A 20,312-nucleotide genomic window follows, 5' to 3' on the forward strand; every position below is an offset into this window, starting at 1 on the left:
CTAGCGACCGGCGCGGTCCTCGGCCCGCTTTCAGCGACGCGGAGTGCCGGGGCGGGGCGGCCGCGGACGGTTCACGTCCTGCCGGTCGCGAGCCGCTCCCTGCGACTGGGTCGGCGCGGGTGCGCCTTCGCCTTCGATCGGGAGCTCGAGGCGGGACACGATCCGGTAGCGAAGGTCACGGGCCGGGCTGTCTCCCAGCGGCTTTTCAGCGACCAGGCCGCGCGTGGCGGCACCGACGTCGTGACCCTGCTCGTGGGCCTGCTGCAGCATCGCCGCGGTGGCCGGCCAGTCGCCCTGCTCGAGCAGCCGCGGGTCGAGCTCGCGAGCCAGCGGGGCCCACCGCTCGGCCGGGGTCTTCTCGGCCGCGGCCGCGAACCGTGCGCGGACCTCGCTGCTCTTGTGCAGCTCGGCCAGCGCCGCCTTCCGCGGGTCGGCATCCCAGGTCTTGACCGCGTCGCGCAGGTCGCGTCGCGCCTGCAGCTGAGAGAGCTGCAGCCGGGCCCGCACCTGGTTGACGCCCGGCTCCCAGGCGCTACTGGGACGTGCCGAGATGACCCGCATGGCGGCCATCTGTGCCTGCTCCGGGGCGAGGTTGTCCAGCCGCTCGTTGAGCAGCTGGTCACCGAGTGAGCGGAAGGCCGGCTGGCCACTGGCCACCGCGGCGGTGAGTGCCGCGGGCCCGCGCTGGGCCAGCAGGTCGGCCGGGTCGAGGCCGTCGGGGAACCGCGCGAAGCCGGGGTCCATGCCGTGCGGGGTGAGCATCCAGAAGTCGCGCTCGGCCGCGACCTGGCCAGCCAGGTCGGCGTCGGTGGCCACGATCGGGTCACGCCCGACGGCAGCCAGCTGGGCGGCCTGCTCGTCGGTCAGCGACGTGCCGAGCGGCGCCACACCGACGTAGAGGCCGGCGCTGGCGATCGTGACTGCGACGGCGTCCATCGGGCCCTCGACGATCACCGGGACCGCACCCTCGGCGAGCAGCTCGTCGACGACACCGAAGAGCTGGGCGCCCTTGTGGAACAGCGGGGTGTCGGCCGTGTTGAGGTACTTCGGACCGCCCTTGTCGGTGTCGGTGAGGTCGGGCCGGCGTCGGCCGACGAAGCCGAGGACCTCGCCTTGGTGGATCACCGGGAACATCACCCGGTCGCGGAACCGGTCGATGAGCCGACCGGTGCTGGCCTCGGTCGCGACGCCGGTGGCCACCATCTCGACGTCGCTGACACCACGGCCGCGCAGGTGGTCGACCAGGTTGGTCCACCCGGCCGGCGCCTGACCGGGACGGAACCGTTCGTCGCCGGCGAGGTCGACGCCGAACCGGCCGGTGAGGTAGTCGCGGCCCCATGAGTCGGTGAACCGGCCCTCGAAGAAGGCCCGCGCCATGTCGTTGATCTCAAGCATGCGCTCACGCGAGACGGGGGAGGAGTGCCACTCGTCTGCTCGCTGGTACATGAGCCGGAGATCGGCGTCGGTGGGCTCCAGCCGGCTGCCGCCGAGGTCGCGGATGTAGGCGGCCAGCGTCAGGTCGGGCTCGACGAACTGGTCCTCGTCGACGACGACCGGGTCGCCGGCAACGGCGTCGACCAGGTGCTCGTCGTACGGGCCGGGGTCCTCGGCGAGCGGCCAGTCGGCCCAGTCGGGGTCGGTGGCGTGGTCGACGAGTGTCGCCGGGTCCGGCTCGATCCCGTCCCAGAGGTCTGCGGGCGGCTCGTCGAAGTCGTAGGAGTGCGCGTGCTCGTCGGGAGCGGTCTCCAGCGCGATCGAGGTCCGCCAGACCAGCGCCTGGCACTCGTCGACGCCCTCCCAGCCGTCGCTCGGCATCGCCCGCCCGGCACCCAGCAGAGCCTCGACCTGCCAGCCGCGCTGCACGCCGTGGTCCACATTCGCGACGAGCGCGGGCCACCAGGTGCTGGCCCGGATGCTCGCGGCGCGCTCGGGACCGAACAGGTCCGCGAGCCGCGGAGTCCACTCGGTGGTGACGCTCTCACCGTGGGAACCATCGCCGATCTGGGCGGCAACGGCCGGTGTGAGCTGACGGGCCATGCGCCACCACACGGCCGCCGCGGCGTGCTCGTCGGGCAGCGGCCCGGCCGGGTGGTCGGCCGCGGTAGCGGTGCGCAGCAGCTCGTGGGCGGTGACGCCGGCGCGGGACATCGCGGCCAGCCGCTCGGCGAGCAGCGGGGTGAACTCGTCGTCGCGGACCTGCGGAGCGAGCGAGTAGAGCAGCTGGCGCCATTCCTTGAGCGCCGGCGTGTGGTCGCCGGTGACGGCGCGGTTGAGCCGTCGCTGCCAGGTCGCGGAGGCCTTCTGCAGCTGCGGTGCACCGGTCGGGCGCCGGTCATCGACTGGGACCTGCATGGCGGCCCGCCAGACCTCGACGTCGGCGACCGTGGCGGCCTCGGGCCGCAGGCCGTTCTGTGCCCACACCGGCAGTGCGGCCTGGTCGCTCGCCCGCGTGCGGACCTGATCGGCGAGCTGCTCAACCAGGTGTGCACGCTGGGAGAGGTAGGCGCCCCAGTGCGGGTCGTCGGCCAGCCGGGCGGGGACCGCGGGCATCCACGGCAGCGGCCCGGCGCCGGCGTTGCGCAGGCCGGAGGCGTCCAGCCGCCAGTCGAGGACCGCGGCGCGGTCGTGCGCGCTCTCCAGCTCCCGGTCGCCGGCAGCGGCCCGGAGCGCGACGACGGGGTTCTCGCCGGCCGCGCCGAGAAGCAGCAGATGGGCGCGCAAGGTCGGCCACGCGGCCTCGTCGGCGAGCCCGGGGAGGATCGTCTCGACCGCGTTGTCCAGGGCGTCGACCACGTTGACCGGGTCGCCGTTGGCGTCCTGGCCTACGTGGTCATGGCGCAGCAGGTCCTCCGCGGCGACGTAGAGGCTGTCGAGGTAGCGCTGGGAGGCCTCGCCGAGCCGGGTGGCCGGATCGGCCTGCTCGCGCAGCAGGCTGGTTGCGGACCGCTGCGTGTCGTCGCGCGCCAGCATCGACTCGAGGATGTCGGTCGGCGTGAGCGGCCGGACCAGCGTCGGATGGATCACCGAGTGCGGGTCGCCGTCGCCGACGACCTCGAGGTAGACGTGGTTCGCGTGCGCGCCGCGGGTCATCATCGTGTAGAGCTGCTGGCGCGACTCGCTGCCGGTGGCCAGGCCGTGCATCGTGTCGGCGGTGACGCCCTGGGCGGTGTGCACGGTGCACGCGTAGCCGAGCTCTGTGGACCGGGCGACGTAGTCAGCGGGCAGCCGCACGGTGCGGCCGTGCTGGGTGTGCTGGACCGTGAGCTCGCCGCCGTCGTGGATCTCCAGCACGTTCCAGCGGTCACCGTTCTTCACCCAGTCGGTGGCCGAGGTACGCAGGCGACGGTCGTTCTCGCGGGTGATGATCAGTTCGCCGATCGAGGCCTCGTTGCCGTCGGCGAGCCGGCGGACCGGGCCGCTGGCGGCAACGTCGGCCGGGTCGATTCCCTCGAGACGGTGGGCGCGGGCCTGCTGGTTCAGCTCGCTGACCAGGTCGCGGGTGGGGGCGAGCATGATCGAGTCCAGCCCGGCGCCGCGGTCCGTCTGCCAGGCCGCGAACACGTCCTCGGTCATGGTGGCCAGGTCGCCGACGTGGACGCGGTCGCGGTCGAGGTAGAAGCCGAGCGACTCGGGCTTGCCCTCGCGCAGCGCGAGCGATGCGGCGCCCTCGGCGGGGTCCTTGAACCGGACGAGCTCGGTCAGCTGCAGTGCCCCGTGGGTGGCGCGGATGTCGCGCAGCACGCCGCCGGCGCCGATCGCGGAGAGCTGCTGGTCGTCGCCGATCAGCCGGACGCTGCCCCCGCGCTCGAGGATGTAGGAGACCGCCGTATCCAGGGACAGGGTGTCGGCCATCCCGGCCTCGTCGATGACCACGAGGGTGGAGGAGTCGATGCCGGCGACCCAGGCGGGCATCGCAGCGCCGGACTCGCGGGCCTGCTCGAGCGAGTGGGTCAGCTTGGCCAGGGTGTCGGTCTGGGTGTCGATCTGCGAGCGCAGGGCGTCCGCGGCCGCCGCTGAGGGAGCCAGGCCGATGATGGTGCCGCCGCCATCAGCCCAGGCGCTGGCCAGGGCGCGCATCGCGGAGGTCTTGCCAGATCCGGCGGGCGCGATCGCCAGCTGCAGCCGAGCGCCGGAGGTGGCCATCTCGCGGACCAGCGTGGCCTGTCCGGCGTTGAGGGTGATGCCGTTGGCGGTCGACTCCAGCAGCGCCAGGTCGACCGAGGACGCTTCGACCGCGTACCCGTCGTGGCGGCCGACGGCCTCGACCAGGCGCTCCTCGGCGGCCAGCACCTTGCCCGAGGTGAACAGCTCGGCGCCGCTCTGGGTGTAGACCGAGGCCCCGTCCGCGCGCCGCAGCTCGACCGGTTCGCTGATGGTGTCCCAGGGACGGGCCATGCTCACCGAGCGGCCGTCGAGGACCTCGCTGACGAGCAGGTCGACAGCCTGGGAGACCTGGTTGGCGGGCACGTTGGCACCCCGGACCTGCCGCTGGGCCTCGGCGTAGACGTGCCAGTACTGCCAGGTGCTGCGACCGCTCTCCATCGTCGCCACGATTCGGTCGGTGGTCTTGGCGAACCAAGCCGAGTCGGCCAGCGACCGTGCTGCACCCTTCGGGTTCAGCGCCCCGTGGACCATCTGCTTGACCCGCTGAGGGGTGCCCAGTACCTCGATGGCCTCACGGCTCCAGGTCTCGCGCTGCTCAGCCAGCGAACGCGGCTCGTGCTTGGCCTCGCGCGTCTCCAGCGTCGCCTGCTGGGACAGCTGGATGGTCTCCACCGGCGTGGGCGGGCGGCCGTGGGTGGCCTGGAACGCGGCCGCGAGAACCTTGCGGCGGTCCTCGACGTTGGCGCGGCGCTTGGAGAAGCGTCGGTTCAGCTCGGGATCGACGCCGACGATCTCGCGCACCGGCCGCTTGCGTGCGTCCTCGTTCGGCCGCTCCTCAAACCGCACGCCCAGGGCGTCGACCAGGCGCCGCTCGAGCGCGGTGTTGTAGGTCTCCGAGGCCGAGACGACCGCCTTGTGCAGCGGCCGGCCGTCGATGGCCAGCCACTTGCCGTCGAGCGTCTGGACCTTGTTCGCCACGGCGACGTGGGTGTGCAGGTCGGGGTCTCCCGCGCGGGAGTCGCGGTGGGTGAACGCCGTGGCCACCAGGCCGCGGACGTCGACCTGGCGGACTCCGTTGGTGCCCCGGCGGGTGAACAGTGCCTTGGACTCGATGAAGCCCAGCGCGTCCTTGATCGCCGCCTGGTGGGCCCGCTCGATCACCGCGGCGGTCTTCGGGTCGGAGATCGCCCACAGCACCGAGACGCTCTTGACCGGGGAGAAGGTCAGGTCGTAGCCGGCGACCGCGTTGGTCTTCGGCCGGGAGTGCTTGGCGATCGCGGCGGCCAGCTCACGTGCGTCGGCGGGGTCGCGGCCGTGCTCGGCACGGAAGAACTCGGTGCCGACCTCGGTGCGGACCTTGGCCCGGTCGGCCGCGGGGACCGGCCAGTCACCCGGCAGGCCGGCGGCCTCGTTGATGGCCGCGATGCGCTTGGCGACCTCGATCCGGAACGGGCTGATGTCGTTCTCGTAGACCTTGTACGGCGTGCCGAGCTGGCGGGCCGTCTTGTAGTCCACCTCGGTCGGCCGGTCCACGCCGTCGCGGCCGATGCGCAGGTCCAGGTCCTTGGTCCGCTGGGTGGCCAGCGGGTGGTGACCGGAGCCGAACAGGCTCTGCATGTGGTCGGCGGTGACGATGTCGCCGGCGTCGAGCCCGTCGAGTCCCTCCATGCCGGAGCCGACCCACACGCCGGGGGTCTCACCCTTCTCGGTGTAGTAGCTCGCCAGCCCGGTGTGGCCCTTGTCGGTGGCGTCCATCGCTGCGACCTGGCGGGTCAGGTAGTCGTACCCCGATCCCGCGGTCAGCTTGTGGAGGCTCATCGTCACAGTCACCTACGTGCGCGCGGGTGCGCTGTGCGATCACTTCCGGCCGGATTCTTGATGTGTTCTTTCTATTCGGCAGACCGAGAATGCAAGAGGTGTGTGGCACTTGGGAGTTCGCGGAAATCTGGGGGGACGCTGAGGGGCGTCGGTGACGGCTGGGGCGTCGGGTTCGGATCGGCTGGGTTGGACGGGTTGGGCTGGGTCGCTGGGGGAGCGGTTTTGAAGGTTTCTGGGGTTCGGTGATCGCTCGGGGACCGGGAAATGTCGTAGGTGACTGTCAGAGTCCATGTCGACACGAGTGAGGACCGGATGAGTCAGCAGACGATCAAGCAGCAGGCGCGGCGTACGGCGCGGGAGATGGCCGAGAAGCGGCGCAAGGAGCGCGAGGAGCGCGAGCGCCGGGTGATCGACCTGGCCGAACAGGTCATGGTCGCGATCGGTGAGCGCGACGCGGCGGTGGCCGAGACCGAGAAGCGCGCCGGTGAGGCGCTGCGGGAGTTGACCGAGGCTGAGGGCCTGTCGCTGGGCGAGGCCGTCGAGTGGTGCGGCGAGACCGTGACCGTGCGCGAGGCGACGCGGCTACGGCGGCTCGCCAGTGAGCCCCAGGCCGACGACGGCGACCAGGGCGGCGACGGCGCGGCGCTGGCGACCGCTGGGAGTGGGGGAGCGGGTGCCGGTTCGTCGGCTGGATGACGCCGGCCTCGCGGCGGTCGCGGCCGCGATCAGCGATCCGGCGGTGCTCGCGCGGTATCGGGCGAAGGTCGCCACGGTGCCGGACAGTGAGTGCCTGTGGTGGACCGGAGCGGTCTCGGGCCGGTCCGAGCGTGAGCGCACCGACGGCGGTGGCCATGGCCGGTTCTGGTACGCGCCGGGGCGGGTGATCATCGCGCACCGGTTCGCGTTCGCGGTCATGCACGGCGTGGACGCGCTCGCAGAGGCGCGGCTGCTCGGGCACCGCTGTCACAACCCGCTGTGCCAGCGGATCGCACCGGAACACGTCGTGGTCTCGACGGCACGCAAGAACCGGCAGGAGTGGGCCGTCCAACGGCGACTGCCCTACAGCCCGCTGGCCGACCCGCGCGGGCCGCGTCGCCGGGCGCGGGAACTGCGCGACCTGGCGCGTGAGGACCCGCAGCTGGTGGCCGACGACCTCGCGCGGCTCCAGGAACTGCTGGGCGAGCAACTGACCCTGTGGTGACCAGCCCGACGCAGAAGGCCGCCCGCACCGTCGATGGTGCGGGCGGCCTTGCGGTTGTTGGTCAGGCTGGCTCGCCGTCGAGGAGCCGACCGAGCGTCTCCCACAGGTCGAGGTAGCCGTCCGCGTCCTCGGGAGACTGCTCGCCCCACTTGGCGTGAAGAACGCGGATGCGGTCGAGCCGGTCGAGCCGGTCGGGCAGCGCGGTGCGCGAGGCGGCCATGAACTCCACGTCGGCGGCGTGGCCGGTGGTCTTGAGGCCCAGCCGGTGATCGTGGCCGGTGTAGTAGGCCACGAGGATGTTGTCGGGAATCAGGGCGTCGGCGGCGGTGGCGTGGATCTTGTCACCTGCCGGAGTCCACGGGCCGGGGGTGGCGCGCTCCTCCAGGGCGCGGAGCGTGGCGTCGTCGTCGCTCATGCTGGCTGGTCCTCCCGCGCGGTCGCGGCGGCGAGGTCGAGCCGCCCGGATGCGGCGGTCGCCACGGCGGTGATCCGGGCGGCCAGCGCCCGCAACTCGGCGGGCGTGCCCTGGATCGCGACCACGTCGTCACCGGCCAGCGTCAGGACCGGCTGGCGGTGCTCATCGGCACCCACCCAGTCCTCGCCGGGGGTGAACACCTGGACGCTGGTCTCTCGGGCTGCCAGCCACTCGATGTGCGCGCTCACGGGGTCACCTCGGCGGGTGCGGTGCCGATGACGCGGCGGAACGCCTCCACGTCGGCCTCGCGGGAGAACAGGCGGCGCCGGTGCTTGTCGCTCTCGGTGGCGACCTCGCCCAGGACTTCCGCGAGGCCCTCCAGGAAGGCCACGACGGCGTCGGCGTCGACGGCGGCACCCATGGCGACCCACGGCTTGGGCACCCGCTCGGTGGCGGCGTAGGGCATCGCGGACATGGCGGCTCGGATGCGGCGCTGGTCGCGCTCGCTGATCACCGTCGTGGTCGAAGCTGCGTCGTGGTTGGTCATGACTGCTCCTGTTCGGTGGTGGTGCGGTGGGTGTGCTCGGCGTGCAGGGCGTCCAGCGCCGTGGCGACGCTGGACAGGGCCGCGTCCAGGTGGGCGCGGGCGGCATCGGGGGTCCAGCGGCGTACGTCGCGCAGCCGGTGCTCGATGACGATCAGGTCGCAGGCCGTCTCGCTGAGGGTGTGCCGGTCCTTGGCGGCGCTGGCCTCGACGTCGGCGGCGGTGGCGGGCGGCTGGCTCATCGCAGGATGTCCTCGACGGCGCGGCGCTTGGCCTCGTCGAGCGTGGCGGTGCGCATTCCCCAGCGCTGCCCGTAGCCGCCGTCGATGTCGGCGTAGAACCCCGGCGCGAGGTAGGTCGCACAGTCGCCGGGGGTGATCCGGATCAGGTAGATGCGCCCGTGCGCGTGGACGCTGGCGGTGTGCGCGGTCCAGCGACCGGGCCAGCGGTCGTCGGCGTCCACGGCGTGCCACTCCACGGGCGTGGGGTCGGGCGTCGTCGGTGCTGCGCTGGCGTGGGTGGTGGTGTCGGTCATGGCTCCTCCTTCGGTTGGGCCGGTGGCGGGCCGGACTCTGGGTCTCAGCCCGCCACCGGAGGAACTGGCGACGGTCAGGCCGGGGCGAGCGCGGTCCAGGCGCGGCGCTTGATCCGGTCGGGGTCGTCGCTGGTGAGCACCCGCGTGGCGCGGGCGGCGTGCTCGTCGCCCTTGGTGCGGACCGGGGCGTAGTGGTCGACGTACTCGGCCACGGACTGGTAGCCGGCCCACGCGGTGTCGCGGATGCCGGCCTGCGTCTCGGCGTCGGCGAACAGCCAGTGCAGCCGGGAGCGACGGCGGCGCTCGGTCTCGCGCACTCGCTTGGTCGCGTTGGCCTCGGTCTTGCCGAACGTAGCGTCGATCAGGGCGTCGAACGCGGCGTCGGTCATGGTCTGCTGGATCAGCCGCTCGGCCTCGACCTGGAACGCGTCGACGTAGGTGAAGGTCAGCCCGAGCGCGTCGCGGGCGGCCTGCACGGCGGCCTTGGCGTTGCGGGTGTGCCGGATCGAGAACGACGACTCGTGGTTGCGCAGCGCCGCGCTCTGGGTGTTCGCGCACACGACGCGGACCGGGGTGACGAGGATGCGGAGCGCGCTGGAGCCGTCGTGGCTGTTGAGCGCGGCGATGTTGAGGTCGACGCGGTCGGTGCCGCCGACCGTGAGCGAGTCCGGCAGCTGCATGGTGATGAAAACCTGCCGCCCGCCGCGCAGCGACCCGGCGGTGTCGAAGATCGCGCCCGACTCGTCGGCCAGCAGGTTCAGGAACTCGGCGTGGTCCTCGTTCTGCAGCGGGGTGTAGCCGCCGCCGACGACGCCGAGCGCTTCGGGTGCTCCGGTGAACGGGTTGGTGCGCACCGTGGCGAAGCCGGGGACCTCGATCGCGGTGACGCCGCCCTCGCTGACCTCGGCGGTGGTGAGCGGCAACTTGCGAACGTCCCAGCCGCCCAGGTGGCCGAGCCTCATGGCCTCCTCGGCGGTGAACGCGCGGTCGCGAACGGTGGTGCCCAGGCGGTGCCAGGCGTCCTTGCGGGCGAAGACGGCTGCTGCCTGCGTGCCGTGGGTCTCGATCTCGTGTGACATGTCGGGGTCCTCCCGGGTAGCGGATCAAACGAACTGAGTTCATTCTATGGTTTCTATTCCACTGAGGGCGGTTCTCCACAGGAAGAACCGCCCTCGGGTGGGGGAGGGGAGCCGATCAGGCGGCGCTGTCGCTGGCCTCGTCGCTGGCCTCGGCGGCGTCGGCGTCGCTGTCGTCCTCGGTGCTCGGCTGCGGCTCCTCGCCGAGCAGGATCCGCTCGACCTCGCTGGGCTGGTAGCCCCACCCCACGAGCGCGCCGAGCACGCGGGCGTCCCACGCGGTCGGGTTGCGCCACGAGTGCTTGCCGGTCGTGGCCTCCCACGCGACGACGACGGCGGCGAGCGTGGTCATGGTCGCGGCCTTCGGCGTGCTCGCCTTGGTCGCGATCTTGTGGCACTCCTCGGGCCCCGCGCCGTAGTAGCCGGTCGGCACGTCGATCCCGAGCAGCGTGAAGAGCATCGGGTGCCGGTGGTCCATGGCCTTGCTCAGCGAGTGGTGGCCGGTGACGACGGCCTCGCAGATCAGGGCCTCGGCTACCTTCGGGGCGGTCTTGCGGGCCACGAACCCGGCCAGCCACTCCCGGCGCACCGTCTCCGCGCTCGCCCAGGCCTTGTTGTAGGCGATCACGCGGCGGCGCTCCTCGCGGCGCTCCTCGGCCTCGGCTTCGGCGGCGGCGTCGGCCTCCGGGTCGTGAGTCTCGGGGTCGTCGCTCAGGTCGTCGTCGGTGCGTCCGACCCGGCTTCGGTGGATGAGTCCGCTGGCCTCGATGTCGGTGACGACCCACATCTGCCGGTAGACCTTCACGGCCTCGGCCTCGTCGTCGTAGGTGGCGTCCTCGTCGTCCTCGCTCTCGGGGTCGGTCTCGGTCTCGGGGTACTCCCACTCCTCGGTGACGATCACCGCGACGCCATCGAGGGCAGCCCACTAGTCGACCGGCACCGGCTCGCCCTCGACGGTCCGCATGTCCTCCAGCAGCAGCGACCCGTCCGCGTCGTCAGCCTCATCGAAGGACAGCACCGGCAGGCCCTCGGCCCGCAGGCGCTCGACTTCGGTGTCGTACGCGGCGCGCTCGGCGGCCTCGTCCCGCAGCTTCTGGGCCACGTGCTTGACAGAGTCGCCCCATCGGGAGGTCCGCGCGCGGTCCAGGCGCTCGATCGCGGCCTCGTCGTCCTCGAACTCGGCGTAGATCGCGGCGTGCTCCAGCGTGAGGTCGCCCGCCTCGTACTTGGCGCGGGTCTCCCCGGCCTTGCTCACCGCCAGGGCGGCGTTGACGGTGGGGCGGTCGATGCTGGTGCGCTTGGCGATCTGCGCGGCGCTCACGCCGAGCAGGGCCAACTGCTCCATGCCGGAGACGATCTCGGTCTCGCGCATCCCGGCCCGGTGGATGTTCTCGACCATCTGGTCACCGATCCGGTCGGCGTCGTCGGGCTGGGGCACGACACGGGCCGGGATCAGGCCGGTGGGGGTGCCGACCTCGGCGGCGGTGACGGTCCGACGCTGGCCGCGCAGCAGGACGTACTGGCCGTCCTCGTTGCGGTAGACCGTGACGGCCTCCAGCACGCCGCGCTCCTTGATCGACTTGCGGAACTCCTTGTGGTCGGGGCGCAGGTCGTTCCGGACGTTGGTGCCGATGATGATGTCGGCGGGGTCGAGGTGCAGGAACTCCTCGGCCTGGACGGCGCCGGTGGTGGCCTCGTCGGCGGCGGTGTCGGCGGGGGTCTGGATGGTGTCGGTCATGCTGCTGTCCTCCGTGAGTAGAATAGAAAGAACTGACAGGACTTAGTCTCCCAGCGGGGGCCGACGCCTACCGGGGCACAGGGCGGACCTGTGGAAAGGTGGGCACCCGGTGAGGGTGGGGATAAATCCCGGCCTCACGGGCGCGGACTCCGCTGCGGCGGCGCGGCGCAGCTGCACCTCGTAGCTGGCCCGAACGGAAGGAACCGAGCGAGAGTGGGAACGGCTGCGCAGGGCCCCGACCGGGAATGCAGCGGCGTTGGTGTTAGCCGCTGCAGCTCGTCGCCGGCGGCCGAGACCAGGGGAGTGATCCGGTGACCAGCCAGACCACGATCCCGGTCGGGATCTACTGGAAGCCCGGCGTGTGGGACTTCGCGCGATCGGCCTACATCGCCGACCTGGACACCGATGCCGACTCGCCCGGCTCGTTCGTTGGCTGGCTCGCCCAGGCGCTCGAGCTGCACGCCCGGCGCTCACCACAGCAGCGGGCCGAGCTCGCGGCCGCGGGCGAGAAGCATCCCGCCCTGGTCAGCGTGACCCGCAAGAGCTTCAACAAGAAGCACGACCTGCCGGCCTCGACGATCGAGGCGGTCGAAGACGCGCTGGTGGCCGACCGCCAGGAGCTCGGCCGGATGCTTGCCCGCTCCGCGTTTGCCCAGGAGGCCGTGATCGCCGCGGCCGAGGATGCCCGCCGGCGACTGGGCCGCGAGTTGCCGCCGCCTCCGCAGAAGCTCAGCAACCGGCCGCCGCGGCGCCGGCCGGCACGGTAGGTCAGCTGGCTGCCGGCACGGGTTGTGTCGGTGCCTACGCCTAGCGTGCTTCTCAGCGCCCCGATCCGGTACCCGAGAGCCGGTCGGGGCGCTTCTTTGCGCCCTCGTTGATCGCCCCGGACCTCTTCGCGCACCTCGGTGACCGCGGGGCCGGCCTGCGTCCCGCCCGAACCGAGGAGGAACGCATGTCCAGATCACCCCACCGCGCTCGACGCGGCTCAACCCACCGAGCAGCCCTCGCCGCCCTTGCCGCGGTCCTGGCCTCCGCACTGTGCCTGACCACCACCTCGCCGGCGGCCGCGGCCGAGCCCGTCGAGGACATGGGCTGCCGGAGGGTCATCTGGGCCTCCCGACAGCGTCTTCGACACCTCCTACGCCCGCGACGGCATGCGGCACACCTTCCGCGGCTGCCTGGTCAAGCGCGGATGGTCGACGAAGTCCTACCGCGCCCTCAAGAGCCGGCAGTGGCGGCTGAACAACCACCTGGCCAGCTCGGAGTGCCGGGTCGGCGACTACCACCTCTCCGGCGTCAGGCGGACCACCTACAAGGGCATCCGCGTCGTCGTCTTCAAGTACCCGCTTCGACTACCTCGTGCCCTGCTGAGCCGCCTCCGGGCGAGCACGAGCGGATCCGAACAAGTTCGGCCGATGTGATCGCTGCCGGACCCCGATGGGACCTAGGTGACTGCGGGACCAATCCGAACGTCTCGCAGTCACCTAGGAGGAAGTCATGTCCACCACCGTCACCTTCGCCGGCAACCTGGCCGAGGCTCCCGAGCTGCTCTACACCCGCGAGAGCAAGCCGTTCGTCAGCTGCCGGGTCCTGGTCAACCGGCGCGTACAGAACGACGAGGGGGAGTGGGTCAACGACGAGCCCACTGCCCACAACGTCAAGATCTTCGGCACCGCCGCCACGCACGTGCACGACAGTTGCGGATCCGGCAACCCGATCTTCGTCCACGGCCTCGAGCGGACCGAGAGCTGGCCGGACAAGGAGACCGGCGAGAAGCGCACCAAGGACGTCGTGGTCGTCGACAACCGCTTCGGCGAGGTCGGCATCTCGCTCAAGTACGCCTCCGCGCGCATCGAGCGCGCCGCCCGCCCGGCCCAGGCCAGCTGACCGCGCGGAGGTTCCGATGGATCTCGTCGTACAGTCCCCGGACGAGTTGCTGGCTGCAGTGCCGCACGTCCTCGGCTTCAAGCCCGAAGAGTCGATCGTCCTGGTCCCCTTCGGACCGGGGCTGCCGATCACCCGCGTCGACCTCCCCAGGAGCGCCGCCGACCGCGAGGAGGCCTGGGACGCCATTAGCGGCCCCTACGGCCGCCACGCCCGTCCCGGCGCTCGACTGGGCATCCTCTGCTTCACCGAGGACCGCCGCAGCGCCGAGCTGGCCAGCCAGCACCTGTCCAACCGACTCGACACCATGGGCATCACCACCCAGATCCGGCTCTGGGCCGACGGCGAGCGGTGGCGCGAGTTCAACACCGGCGCCACCGGGCTGCAGACCCAGGCGACCGCCGAGCGGATCGCAGCCGCGACCGTGCTGTCCGGCACCCCCCAGCCGGCCTCCAGCCGGGCCTCCCTGGCCGCCTCCATGGTCGGTGACCGTGAGCCGATCACCCAGCTGATCCCCGCAGCCCGAGCCGCGGCCGCAGCGAGCACCCCCGCCGTGGAGCGGGACTGGGCCTTGGACCGTCTCGAGCAGTTCCACGCCGATGGCAACCGGCTCTCCGACGTCGACGGCGCACGGATGCTGGTGGCCCTGGAGACGATCAGAACCCGCGACGCGCTGTGGGAGGACATGAGCCGGGATAACCACACCTCCCACATGGCCCTCTGGAACGACCTGACCCGACGCGCCCCCGACGAGGTCCGCGCAGCGCCGGCCTCCATGTCTGGCTTCGCCAGCTGGCTGCACGGCGACGGTGCCAAGGCCTGGTGCGCGCTCGACCAGGTGCCCGCCGACCGGCCCTACGCCATGGCCGCCATCGTCGCCTCGGCCCTGCAGAACGGCATCCACCCCCGCGAGTGGGAGCGATACCAGACCCAGATGCGCGACATCGCCGCCGACCTGGACGAGTCCTTCGTCCCCAAGCCACCCGGCCAGCAGCGCGACATCCCGGGCACGCAGCCCGTCACCGACCGCCCGGCCCCGGGCCGCTGAGGAGGACCGCGATGAACCACCACCACCACGACACCCCGGTGCAGCCCAGCGTCACCGAGCGACAGCTGCGCCGCCTGGTTGTGCCCGAGCCCGCGGCCTACGCCGCCGACAAGCGCCTTGACGTCATCCATGAACCCGACCTCGATCTGCTGTGGGGAGACGAGGAATGAGCACCCCTCGCACCGACGTCGACGACGCCGACCGGCTGGCCCGCGTCAAAGCTGCAGCGCCAGCGAGCCCGGCGACCTGCGGATTACTGGATAGGCCCGGTGACCACTGCGAAATCTCGGCCCCGGCACGACGCCAACACAGCTCAGCGATCGCCTGAGCCCATGAAAGGAGAACCAGTCACGCCCAACCCCACACCGGATCCGGGTGTCGACGAATGGGTGCTCGCGAGCGCGGCGGAGGTCGCCCGGAATGTTGCACGCCACGGCGTGTCCATCACGTGGTCGGAGGCAGCGGAACGGCTGCGACGCACCGTCGAACTGTTGTCCGGGCAGGTTTTCGTCATCGACGACGGTGGCACGTTCACTCCGTTGCCCCAGCAGGAAACTCCCCGGTGGCAGGAGACCGGGTTCGCAGAGTCTGTCGCCTGCGCTGCCGTTCACTACGCAGGCCAGCCCTACTACCCCGAGAACCCCCAGAGTTCGCGAGTCGAGCTCGCGGTTCCCTGGGACACCGCAACTGCGCTGGTGCATCTGCTCAGCGCACTCTTGGTTGCTCGGCTCACCGGCCCCACTCCCAGCTGCGACCAGGAGCAAGTTGAAGCGGCGCAGCTGCTGAACGGGCTAAGCGCCGACGTGGCCTTCGAGTTCTCGCGTGACGACGACGAACTCCTGGGCGACGAGGAGAAGGTGGGGGAGCGCGTCTACCTCCTGATGCAATCCTGCGATGTCTGGCAGGCACTGGACCTCCTGGGCAACGGGAGGGAAGCGCTCCGGCTCGCCGGCGTAACGGACATGGAGATCTTGGACCTCACCCTTTGGGAGGCCCGCTGCTGGCTGTTCGGACCCTACGAGCAGGCGTCATGAGCACCCCGCACGCCGACGTCGACGACGCCGACAGGCTGGCCCGCGTCAAGCTGAGCAGTGCCATCGAGCCCGGCGACCTCCGCGTCACCGGGCTGGTCGACGAGCTCGGCGCCGTCAAGGTCCTCGACTACCTCGAGGCCGCCGGCGAGGTGGAGAACCACTGGGGCTTCGGGATCGGCCAGGCGCTCGCCCGCGCCGACTCCGCCAGGCTGCTCGAGCAGGCCGCCGTAGTCGGCATCCGGTTCACCATCCCCGGCGACCCCGGAGTGGCCGTACCGCCTCGCGGGTCTCCGCGACGCCGGCGCGTTGCACGAGCTAGGCGGCGAGCCGGTCGGCCTGTGGGTCAGGGGAGCCGGCGACCTAACCCAGCTTGGAGCCAATGCTGTGGCCGTGGTCGGGTCGCGCGCCGCGACGGATTACGGGATGCAGCAGGCCACCGAGCTGAGTCGCGAGCTCGCGGCCACGGGCCACACCGTCGTCAGCGGCCTCGCCTACGGGGTGGACCAGGCCGCGCACCGCGGCGCCCTCATCGCTGATGGCCCGACCATCGCCGTCCTGCCCGGCGGCGTCGACCGGCCCTACCCGGCCGCACACGCCCAGCTGCTCGAGGCCATCGCCGAACGTGGCCTCGTCGTCTCGGAGGCACCCCCGGGAGCCGGACCCACCAGGACCCGCTTCCTGGCGCGGAACAGGATCGTCGCCGGCCTCTCTGAAGGGACTGTGGTCGTCGAGGGCGCGCTGCGCAGCGGCGCCCTCAACACCGCCCACTGGACCACGAACCTGCACCGACCCCTCATGGGCGTCCCCGGCCCCGTGAGCAGCGCGGCCTCCACCGGCGTGAACCAGCTGATCCGCCTCGGCCAGGCCAGCATGGTCACCACCGCCCAGGACGTCATCACCGACGTCGCGATCCGCGCTGCCAGAGGAGCCGGAGGCGCCAAGCAGCTCGACGAGTCCTTCGTGCCGGGCCCCGTGCGTTCCACGCAGCACGCGATTCCCACCCCAGCAGCCGGGGCCTCCGCACCCCGCCGATGACGGCCCTACCGATGCCTGTGGATAACCCGATCTGAGCCGGACCGTCACTTACTCTGCTGAGAGTGCCTGGTCTCCCACAATCAAAGGAGGAACCTCCGATGTTCACCTTGACCACCCAGCCGCCGGTCGTCCGCGTCGACTGGACGTGGACCGTGAGCGTCGAGCGCGTACTGGGCGCAGTGCCCGACCTGCTCACGTGGGCCGACGCTCCGAGCACCGAGTGAGCCGACGATGCGCAGCGCCCACACCCAACGGTCGGTGCTGGACCGGCTGAGCATTCGCTACTCGAGCTGCGTCACGGAACAGCGGACGGAGCGCTTGAGGACCCTCGACGATGCCGGCGAGCTCGGCGTCGCGTAACCAGCGACCGCCACTTGGACGGGTTGGACCTCAGTGACTTGGGCCGGTCCAGTTTGGGTCGACCGGCACGGGAATCAGATCCTCAGTGCTCAGCCAGTCCATCTTGACCACCGGCTTGAGGGACGCGTCGTCATGCCAGACCACCAGGGCCTCCCAGTGTCGACCCTCGCGCTTCCAGTCGAGGATCAGCCCCCGGGACGGCTTGAGCCGGCCCGAGTTTCGGATCAGCACGAACCGCACATCGCCGTACGGCCGCCATGCGTCGTTCTTCGGCGGGTTGGCAGACAAGACCGCCCTCACTCGGTGGTGAGCAGCTCGGCCGGGATCCACTCCTCGACCGTTGCCCACCGCCCGGGCCTAAGCCGGGCGACGTAGACGACTCGGCCCTCCCACAGGTGGCCGGCGCGGCGCCACTCCAGCAGCAGGCCCGGGCGCGGCGACGACGCGTCGACGGGCACGCTGACCCAGCAGTGCCGCCCCGGATGCTCCGCCCCGGCCGCGCTCACCGGCTCCTGCGCCAGCTCCGACGGTTGGTCGACGCGCACCCGGTCCTTCAAGGGGATGCCAGCCCCGCGCCCGTAACCGCCCGCCATACCCTTAGGGTAGAACAAGTGTTCGAACGCGTGGCCGACGGCTCGGACCGCCGATGCGGGCGAACCGGCCTCCTCGTGTCGGCAGGGTGCCGTAGTTTCGGCCCATGAGCAGTCAGGGCCGCGCGTCGATCCAGTTCACCCTGAACGGTCAGCGCTACGAGCTGAGCCGGGAGGGCGTCGAGAGCTGCCTTGTCGACGTCGCGCCCGACGCGATCCGCAAGCACGCCGTGCAGGTGAACGACACGTGGTTCCCGGTGATTCAGGCGTTCGAGCTGGCCACCGGGATCCCGCGATCGGAGTTCATGTCCAACACAGCGCGCCGGCACCTGGCGGCCCTGGGCTACCAGGTTGCAGGGAACGTCGAGACGCGCATGACACCGCCGGCAGCCCGTCCAGCGCTCGCGACCCCATCGGTGCCGACACCGCCGCGCCGGGATCTCGCCGCGGCGATCAACCTCGGAGGGGAGTGGCACACCGAGGCCAACGTCCAGGCGGCCCTGGTGACGGCGTTGGCAGGAGAGGGATGGCGGATTTGCTCCGTGGCCAACACGGCGACCAGGGAGCACGGCATCGACGTCATCGCCTCCCGAGATGGCCAGACCGCCGGAGTCGAAGTGAAGGGGTACCCGAGCCGCGGGTACGCCGACCCCGCGCGGGCAGGAGAGGTCAAGCGCACGAGCCCGAGCACGCAGGCCGGCCACTGGTACTCCCAGGCGGTGCTGGCCGCGATGCGTCTGCGCGGCAAGGAGCCGCAGTGGCGCAGCGTCATCGCTCTGCCCGACTTCGCGCGCTACCGCGACCTGCACGCCGAGACGGCCGGCTCGCTCGCCGCCGCGCAGATCGAGGTCTGGTGGGTAGACCAGGCGGGCGCGGTGCAGCGTCCGTGACACTCACCTTCGCGTCGATCATCGCGAGCTCGGGTATCGACCCAGCCGAGGCCCTGGTGATCAGGCACGCCTACGTGCGTGAGCACGAGGACGGGACCGTGGGGATCCACGGAGACTCCTCCGACGACGAGATCATGGCCTACACGCGCGTCCAGTCGGCCAACACCCGCACCTTCCCGGCCGCGCCGCCCCGGCTCTGGATCGTGTTCCGCCCCGAGGGTGGCGATCGCGCACGGCTGTGGTCGGTCCTGGTCAACAACGGCGAGACGGGGCACGACGGCGCGCTGCGGACCTTCGACCTCGAGCAGACCGAGCTGATGAGCGATCTGCGCAACAGACTGGTGATCCATTGGCGGTCTCCGCGCACCTGGAGGATCAACGCGACAACCGCGGCCGCGTACCCGGTGGTGGAGATCGCCGACTCAGAGCCTGTGCGGTTCCCTGGATACGACGCGCTCACGCTGGACTACCCCCAGCTGCAGGCCGTCATCCGCGAGCATCGGTACGCCGCGTGGCGAACCGCACTGTCGTCCGTCATCGGGATCTACCTGATCACCGACACCCGCGACGGCCGCCATTACGTCGGGAAGGCCGGCGGTGCCGAGACCATCTGGCAACGCTGGGCCGCCTACGCGACCAACGGCCACGGCGGCAACGTCGAGCTCCGCAACCTGGACTCGTCCAGCTTCCGTCTGTCAGTGCTGCGGGTGTTCGATCCCGCTACCCCCACCAGGGAGATCGACGCGGCCGAGAGCCACTACAAGCACGCCCTCGACTCCCGCCGCCACGGCCTCAACCGCAACTGATCCGCCCACAATTGTCGGTCCCCTGGGGCAGAGTTCGCTCGTGCCCCTGACGGCGCAGCACGCCGACGCCGGCGTGCTCGACGCAACCGTTGATCCGCTCGGCGAAGACATGCCCTGGGAGGCGATCCACCGAGCGCGACCCCGCGCGCCCCTGACCTGCCGCGAGTGCGGGCACGGGCTGCACGCCAAGGTCTCGTCGAAGGGGCTGCGGTTCTTCGCCCACGACCGCGCCGCGCCGACCTGCTCGCTGGTCGGGGAGACCATGGCCCACCGGCTGCTCAAGCTGCAGCTGGCCTCAGCCATCCGTGATGCCGGCTGGTACGCCGAGCTCGAGGTCGCCGGCGAGGGCTGGCGGGCCGATGTGCTGGCTAGCAGCCCCGACGGCACGAGGCGGATGGCCTGGGAGCCCAGATGGCTCCGATCACCGTCGACGAGCTGCGCGTGCGCACCACGCGAATGGCGGCTTCCGGGGTGCCGGTGTGCTGGGTCACCGACCACGACCGGCCGTGGATCGGAATGGTCCCCGCCGTTCGGATCTCGCTGTCCACTGAGCCACCCCTGTCCTCAGCCACCGATGCCGAGGTCGTCGCCGGGACCAGCGTGTTCGGTGAGCGGTGGTGCCCGCGGCGGCGCTGCGAGAACGACGGCGGCGCTCCTGGCCCGTGCCCTGGTCACGGCTGGTGGGGGCCGGTGATTCCCGCCGTGGGCCTTGGAGTCTTCGTCGCCGGAGTCCTGGCTGGCACGGTCAGAGCGCACCAGGTCGTCCTGGGAAGGTCCGTGACCTCCCTTCCCCTCCCCGCGCCGATCGTGTGGACCACCCGGCCTCACGTCATCGCCGAACGCGCCCAACTGGATGCAGGGGAGCGCCGGCGCGAGCTCGACGAGCTCGCGGACGCGGAGCGTGAGCGGCACCTGGCCGCGATCGCGGCCAAGCTCGCCCGCCAGCAGGCACTGACGGCGCCGGCGGTCGAGCTCGTCGGCCGAGAGGCGCGGGGCTACGTCGGCGTGCGAGACGCGACACCAGAGTGGGCGATGGGCGTGCCGCTGTTCGTCCACGACATGCCCCAGGGCGTGATCAGCCCGGTGGTCAGCAGGATCTTCGGCCGAGGTCCTCGCGCGGCTCCGCGGCCTGACGCTGGTCGTCGCCACCGAGGCGGAGCGGCGGGCCCTGACCCGGGCGTGCGGGCCAGCACAGCGGATCGTGCTGTTCGAGGTGGAGATCCCGGACCAGCCG

At 71.5% G+C, this 20,312-nt stretch carries 24 protein-coding genes; 12 read left to right on the forward strand and 12 right to left on the reverse strand.

Annotation, left to right across the window (positions count from 1 at the left end; genetic code table 11):
• Positions 1 to 30 precede the first annotated feature (30 nt).
• Entirely contained in the window at positions 31 to 5,922 is a 5,892-nt protein-coding gene (gene mobF / locus IEX47_RS02515) for a MobF family relaxase (protein WP_188782394.1), read from the reverse strand.
• A 312-nt stretch (positions 5,923 to 6,234) separates the two neighbouring features.
• On the opposite strand from mobF, the gene IEX47_RS02520 reads away from it, so the two are divergent.
• Both IEX47_RS02520 and IEX47_RS02525 read left to right on the forward strand, forming a co-directional pair.
• On the forward strand, positions 6,235 to 6,618 hold the full coding sequence (locus tag IEX47_RS02520) for a hypothetical protein (RefSeq protein ID WP_056886530.1): 384 nt from the start codon (positions 6,235 to 6,237) through the stop codon (positions 6,616 to 6,618).
• Entirely contained in the window at positions 6,596 to 7,123 is a 528-nt protein-coding gene (locus IEX47_RS02525; protein ID WP_056890623.1) for a hypothetical protein, read from the forward strand. Before IEX47_RS02520 ends, IEX47_RS02525 begins: the two co-directional genes overlap by 23 nt.
• Before the next feature lie 61 nt (positions 7,124 to 7,184).
• Here the strand turns inward: IEX47_RS02525 and IEX47_RS02530 are convergent, their stop codons facing one another.
• From IEX47_RS02530 to IEX47_RS17880, 8 genes are all read right to left on the reverse strand, one after another.
• Positions 7,185 to 7,538, reverse strand: coding sequence for a hypothetical protein (locus tag IEX47_RS02530; protein WP_188782395.1), 354 nt, complete (start codon positions 7,536 to 7,538; stop codon positions 7,185 to 7,187).
• The gene (locus IEX47_RS02535; protein WP_188782396.1) at positions 7,535 to 7,786 is read right to left on the reverse strand and encodes a hypothetical protein; all 252 of its coding nucleotides are present in this window, start codon (positions 7,784 to 7,786) and stop codon (positions 7,535 to 7,537) included. Before IEX47_RS02535 ends, IEX47_RS02530 begins: the two co-directional genes overlap by 4 nt.
• On the reverse strand, positions 7,783 to 8,085 hold the full coding sequence (locus IEX47_RS02540) for a hypothetical protein (RefSeq protein WP_188782397.1): 303 nt from the start codon (positions 8,083 to 8,085) through the stop codon (positions 7,783 to 7,785). The genes IEX47_RS02535 and IEX47_RS02540 overlap by 4 nt, the downstream gene beginning before the upstream one ends.
• Positions 8,082 to 8,324 carry a hypothetical protein gene (locus tag IEX47_RS02545; protein ID WP_188782398.1) on the reverse strand — a complete coding sequence of 81 codons (243 nt, stop codon included), beginning with the start codon at positions 8,322 to 8,324 and terminating at the stop codon, positions 8,082 to 8,084. The genes IEX47_RS02540 and IEX47_RS02545 overlap by 4 nt, the downstream gene beginning before the upstream one ends.
• A complete protein-coding gene (locus tag IEX47_RS02550) occupies positions 8,321 to 8,617 on the reverse strand; it encodes a hypothetical protein (protein ID WP_188782399.1) in 297 nt (98 codons plus the stop codon). Before IEX47_RS02550 ends, IEX47_RS02545 begins: the two co-directional genes overlap by 4 nt.
• Before the next feature lie 74 nt (positions 8,618 to 8,691).
• Positions 8,692 to 9,696 (reverse strand): DUF932 domain-containing protein, encoded by a 1,005-nt coding sequence (locus IEX47_RS02555; protein ID WP_188782400.1) that lies wholly within the window; start codon positions 9,694 to 9,696, stop codon positions 8,692 to 8,694.
• A 115-nt stretch (positions 9,697 to 9,811) separates the two neighbouring features.
• On the reverse strand, positions 9,812 to 10,594 hold the full coding sequence (locus tag IEX47_RS17875) for a hypothetical protein (protein ID WP_229662556.1): 783 nt from the start codon (positions 10,592 to 10,594) through the stop codon (positions 9,812 to 9,814).
• 24 nt (positions 10,595 to 10,618) lie between these two features.
• Positions 10,619 to 11,431, reverse strand: a complete 813-nt coding sequence (locus IEX47_RS17880) for a ParB/RepB/Spo0J family partition protein (RefSeq protein WP_229662557.1) — start codon at positions 11,429 to 11,431, stop codon at positions 10,619 to 10,621.
• A gap of 311 nt (positions 11,432 to 11,742) precedes the next feature.
• Between IEX47_RS17880 and IEX47_RS02565 the strand changes: the two genes are divergently transcribed.
• From IEX47_RS02565 to IEX47_RS02590, 6 genes are all read left to right on the forward strand, one after another.
• Complete coding sequence (locus IEX47_RS02565) at positions 11,743 to 12,198, forward strand: hypothetical protein (RefSeq protein WP_188782401.1); 456 nt, start codon at positions 11,743 to 11,745, stop codon at positions 12,196 to 12,198.
• Positions 12,199 to 12,585: 387 nt separating this feature from the next.
• The gene (locus IEX47_RS02570) at positions 12,586 to 12,852 is read left to right on the forward strand and encodes a hypothetical protein (RefSeq protein WP_188782402.1); all 267 of its coding nucleotides are present in this window, start codon (positions 12,586 to 12,588) and stop codon (positions 12,850 to 12,852) included.
• Between the two features lie 76 nt (positions 12,853 to 12,928).
• Positions 12,929 to 13,318: a single-stranded DNA-binding protein gene (locus IEX47_RS02575; protein ID WP_188782403.1), complete on the forward strand. Its 390-nt coding sequence runs from the start codon at positions 12,929 to 12,931 to the stop codon at positions 13,316 to 13,318.
• Positions 13,319 to 13,334: 16 nt separating this feature from the next.
• Positions 13,335 to 14,363 carry a DUF4192 domain-containing protein gene (locus IEX47_RS02580; RefSeq protein ID WP_188782404.1) on the forward strand — a complete coding sequence of 343 codons (1,029 nt, stop codon included), beginning with the start codon at positions 13,335 to 13,337 and terminating at the stop codon, positions 14,361 to 14,363.
• 11 nt (positions 14,364 to 14,374) lie between these two features.
• Entirely contained in the window at positions 14,375 to 14,533 is a 159-nt protein-coding gene (locus IEX47_RS02585) for a hypothetical protein (RefSeq protein WP_188782405.1), read from the forward strand.
• Between the two features lie 162 nt (positions 14,534 to 14,695).
• On the forward strand, positions 14,696 to 15,397 hold the full coding sequence (locus IEX47_RS02590) for a hypothetical protein (RefSeq protein ID WP_188782406.1): 702 nt from the start codon (positions 14,696 to 14,698) through the stop codon (positions 15,395 to 15,397).
• On the opposite strand, the gene IEX47_RS17885 is transcribed toward IEX47_RS02590, so the two are convergent.
• Positions 15,379 to 15,558: a hypothetical protein gene (locus tag IEX47_RS17885; protein WP_229662558.1), complete on the reverse strand. Its 180-nt coding sequence runs from the start codon at positions 15,556 to 15,558 to the stop codon at positions 15,379 to 15,381. The genes IEX47_RS02590 and IEX47_RS17885 overlap by 19 nt on opposite strands.
• Positions 15,559 to 15,703: 145 nt before the next feature.
• Between IEX47_RS17885 and dprA the strand changes: the two genes are divergently transcribed.
• The gene (dprA, locus tag IEX47_RS02595) at positions 15,704 to 16,432 is read left to right on the forward strand and encodes a DNA-processing protein DprA (protein ID WP_229662559.1); all 729 of its coding nucleotides are present in this window, start codon (positions 15,704 to 15,706) and stop codon (positions 16,430 to 16,432) included.
• Between the two features lie 98 nt (positions 16,433 to 16,530).
• The gene (locus tag IEX47_RS18060) at positions 16,531 to 16,656 is read left to right on the forward strand and encodes a hypothetical protein (RefSeq protein ID WP_268238931.1); all 126 of its coding nucleotides are present in this window, start codon (positions 16,531 to 16,533) and stop codon (positions 16,654 to 16,656) included.
• A 166-nt stretch (positions 16,657 to 16,822) separates the two neighbouring features.
• Here the strand turns inward: IEX47_RS18060 and IEX47_RS02600 are convergent, their stop codons facing one another.
• Both IEX47_RS02600 and IEX47_RS02605 read right to left on the reverse strand, forming a co-directional pair.
• Positions 16,823 to 17,080 carry a hypothetical protein gene (locus IEX47_RS02600; protein ID WP_188782407.1) on the reverse strand — a complete coding sequence of 86 codons (258 nt, stop codon included), beginning with the start codon at positions 17,078 to 17,080 and terminating at the stop codon, positions 16,823 to 16,825.
• A gap of 8 nt (positions 17,081 to 17,088) precedes the next feature.
• Positions 17,089 to 17,337 carry a hypothetical protein gene (locus IEX47_RS02605; RefSeq protein WP_229662560.1) on the reverse strand — a complete coding sequence of 83 codons (249 nt, stop codon included), beginning with the start codon at positions 17,335 to 17,337 and terminating at the stop codon, positions 17,089 to 17,091.
• A 152-nt stretch (positions 17,338 to 17,489) separates the two neighbouring features.
• Here IEX47_RS02605 and IEX47_RS02610 point away from each other — a divergent pair, with 152 nt between their 5' ends.
• Together IEX47_RS02610 and IEX47_RS02615 are read left to right on the forward strand one after the other, a co-directional pair.
• On the forward strand, positions 17,490 to 18,272 hold the full coding sequence (locus IEX47_RS02610) for a hypothetical protein (RefSeq protein ID WP_188782409.1): 783 nt from the start codon (positions 17,490 to 17,492) through the stop codon (positions 18,270 to 18,272).
• The gene (locus tag IEX47_RS02615; protein ID WP_188782410.1) at positions 18,269 to 19,078 is read left to right on the forward strand and encodes a GIY-YIG nuclease family protein; all 810 of its coding nucleotides are present in this window, start codon (positions 18,269 to 18,271) and stop codon (positions 19,076 to 19,078) included. Before IEX47_RS02610 ends, IEX47_RS02615 begins: the two co-directional genes overlap by 4 nt.
• Positions 19,079 to 20,312: the final 1,234 nt, after the last annotated feature.

It is taken from the genome of Nocardioides phosphati (assembly GCF_014646375.1).
GTDB classification, from domain to species: Bacteria; Actinomycetota; Actinomycetes; order Propionibacteriales; family Nocardioidaceae; genus Nocardioides; species Nocardioides phosphati.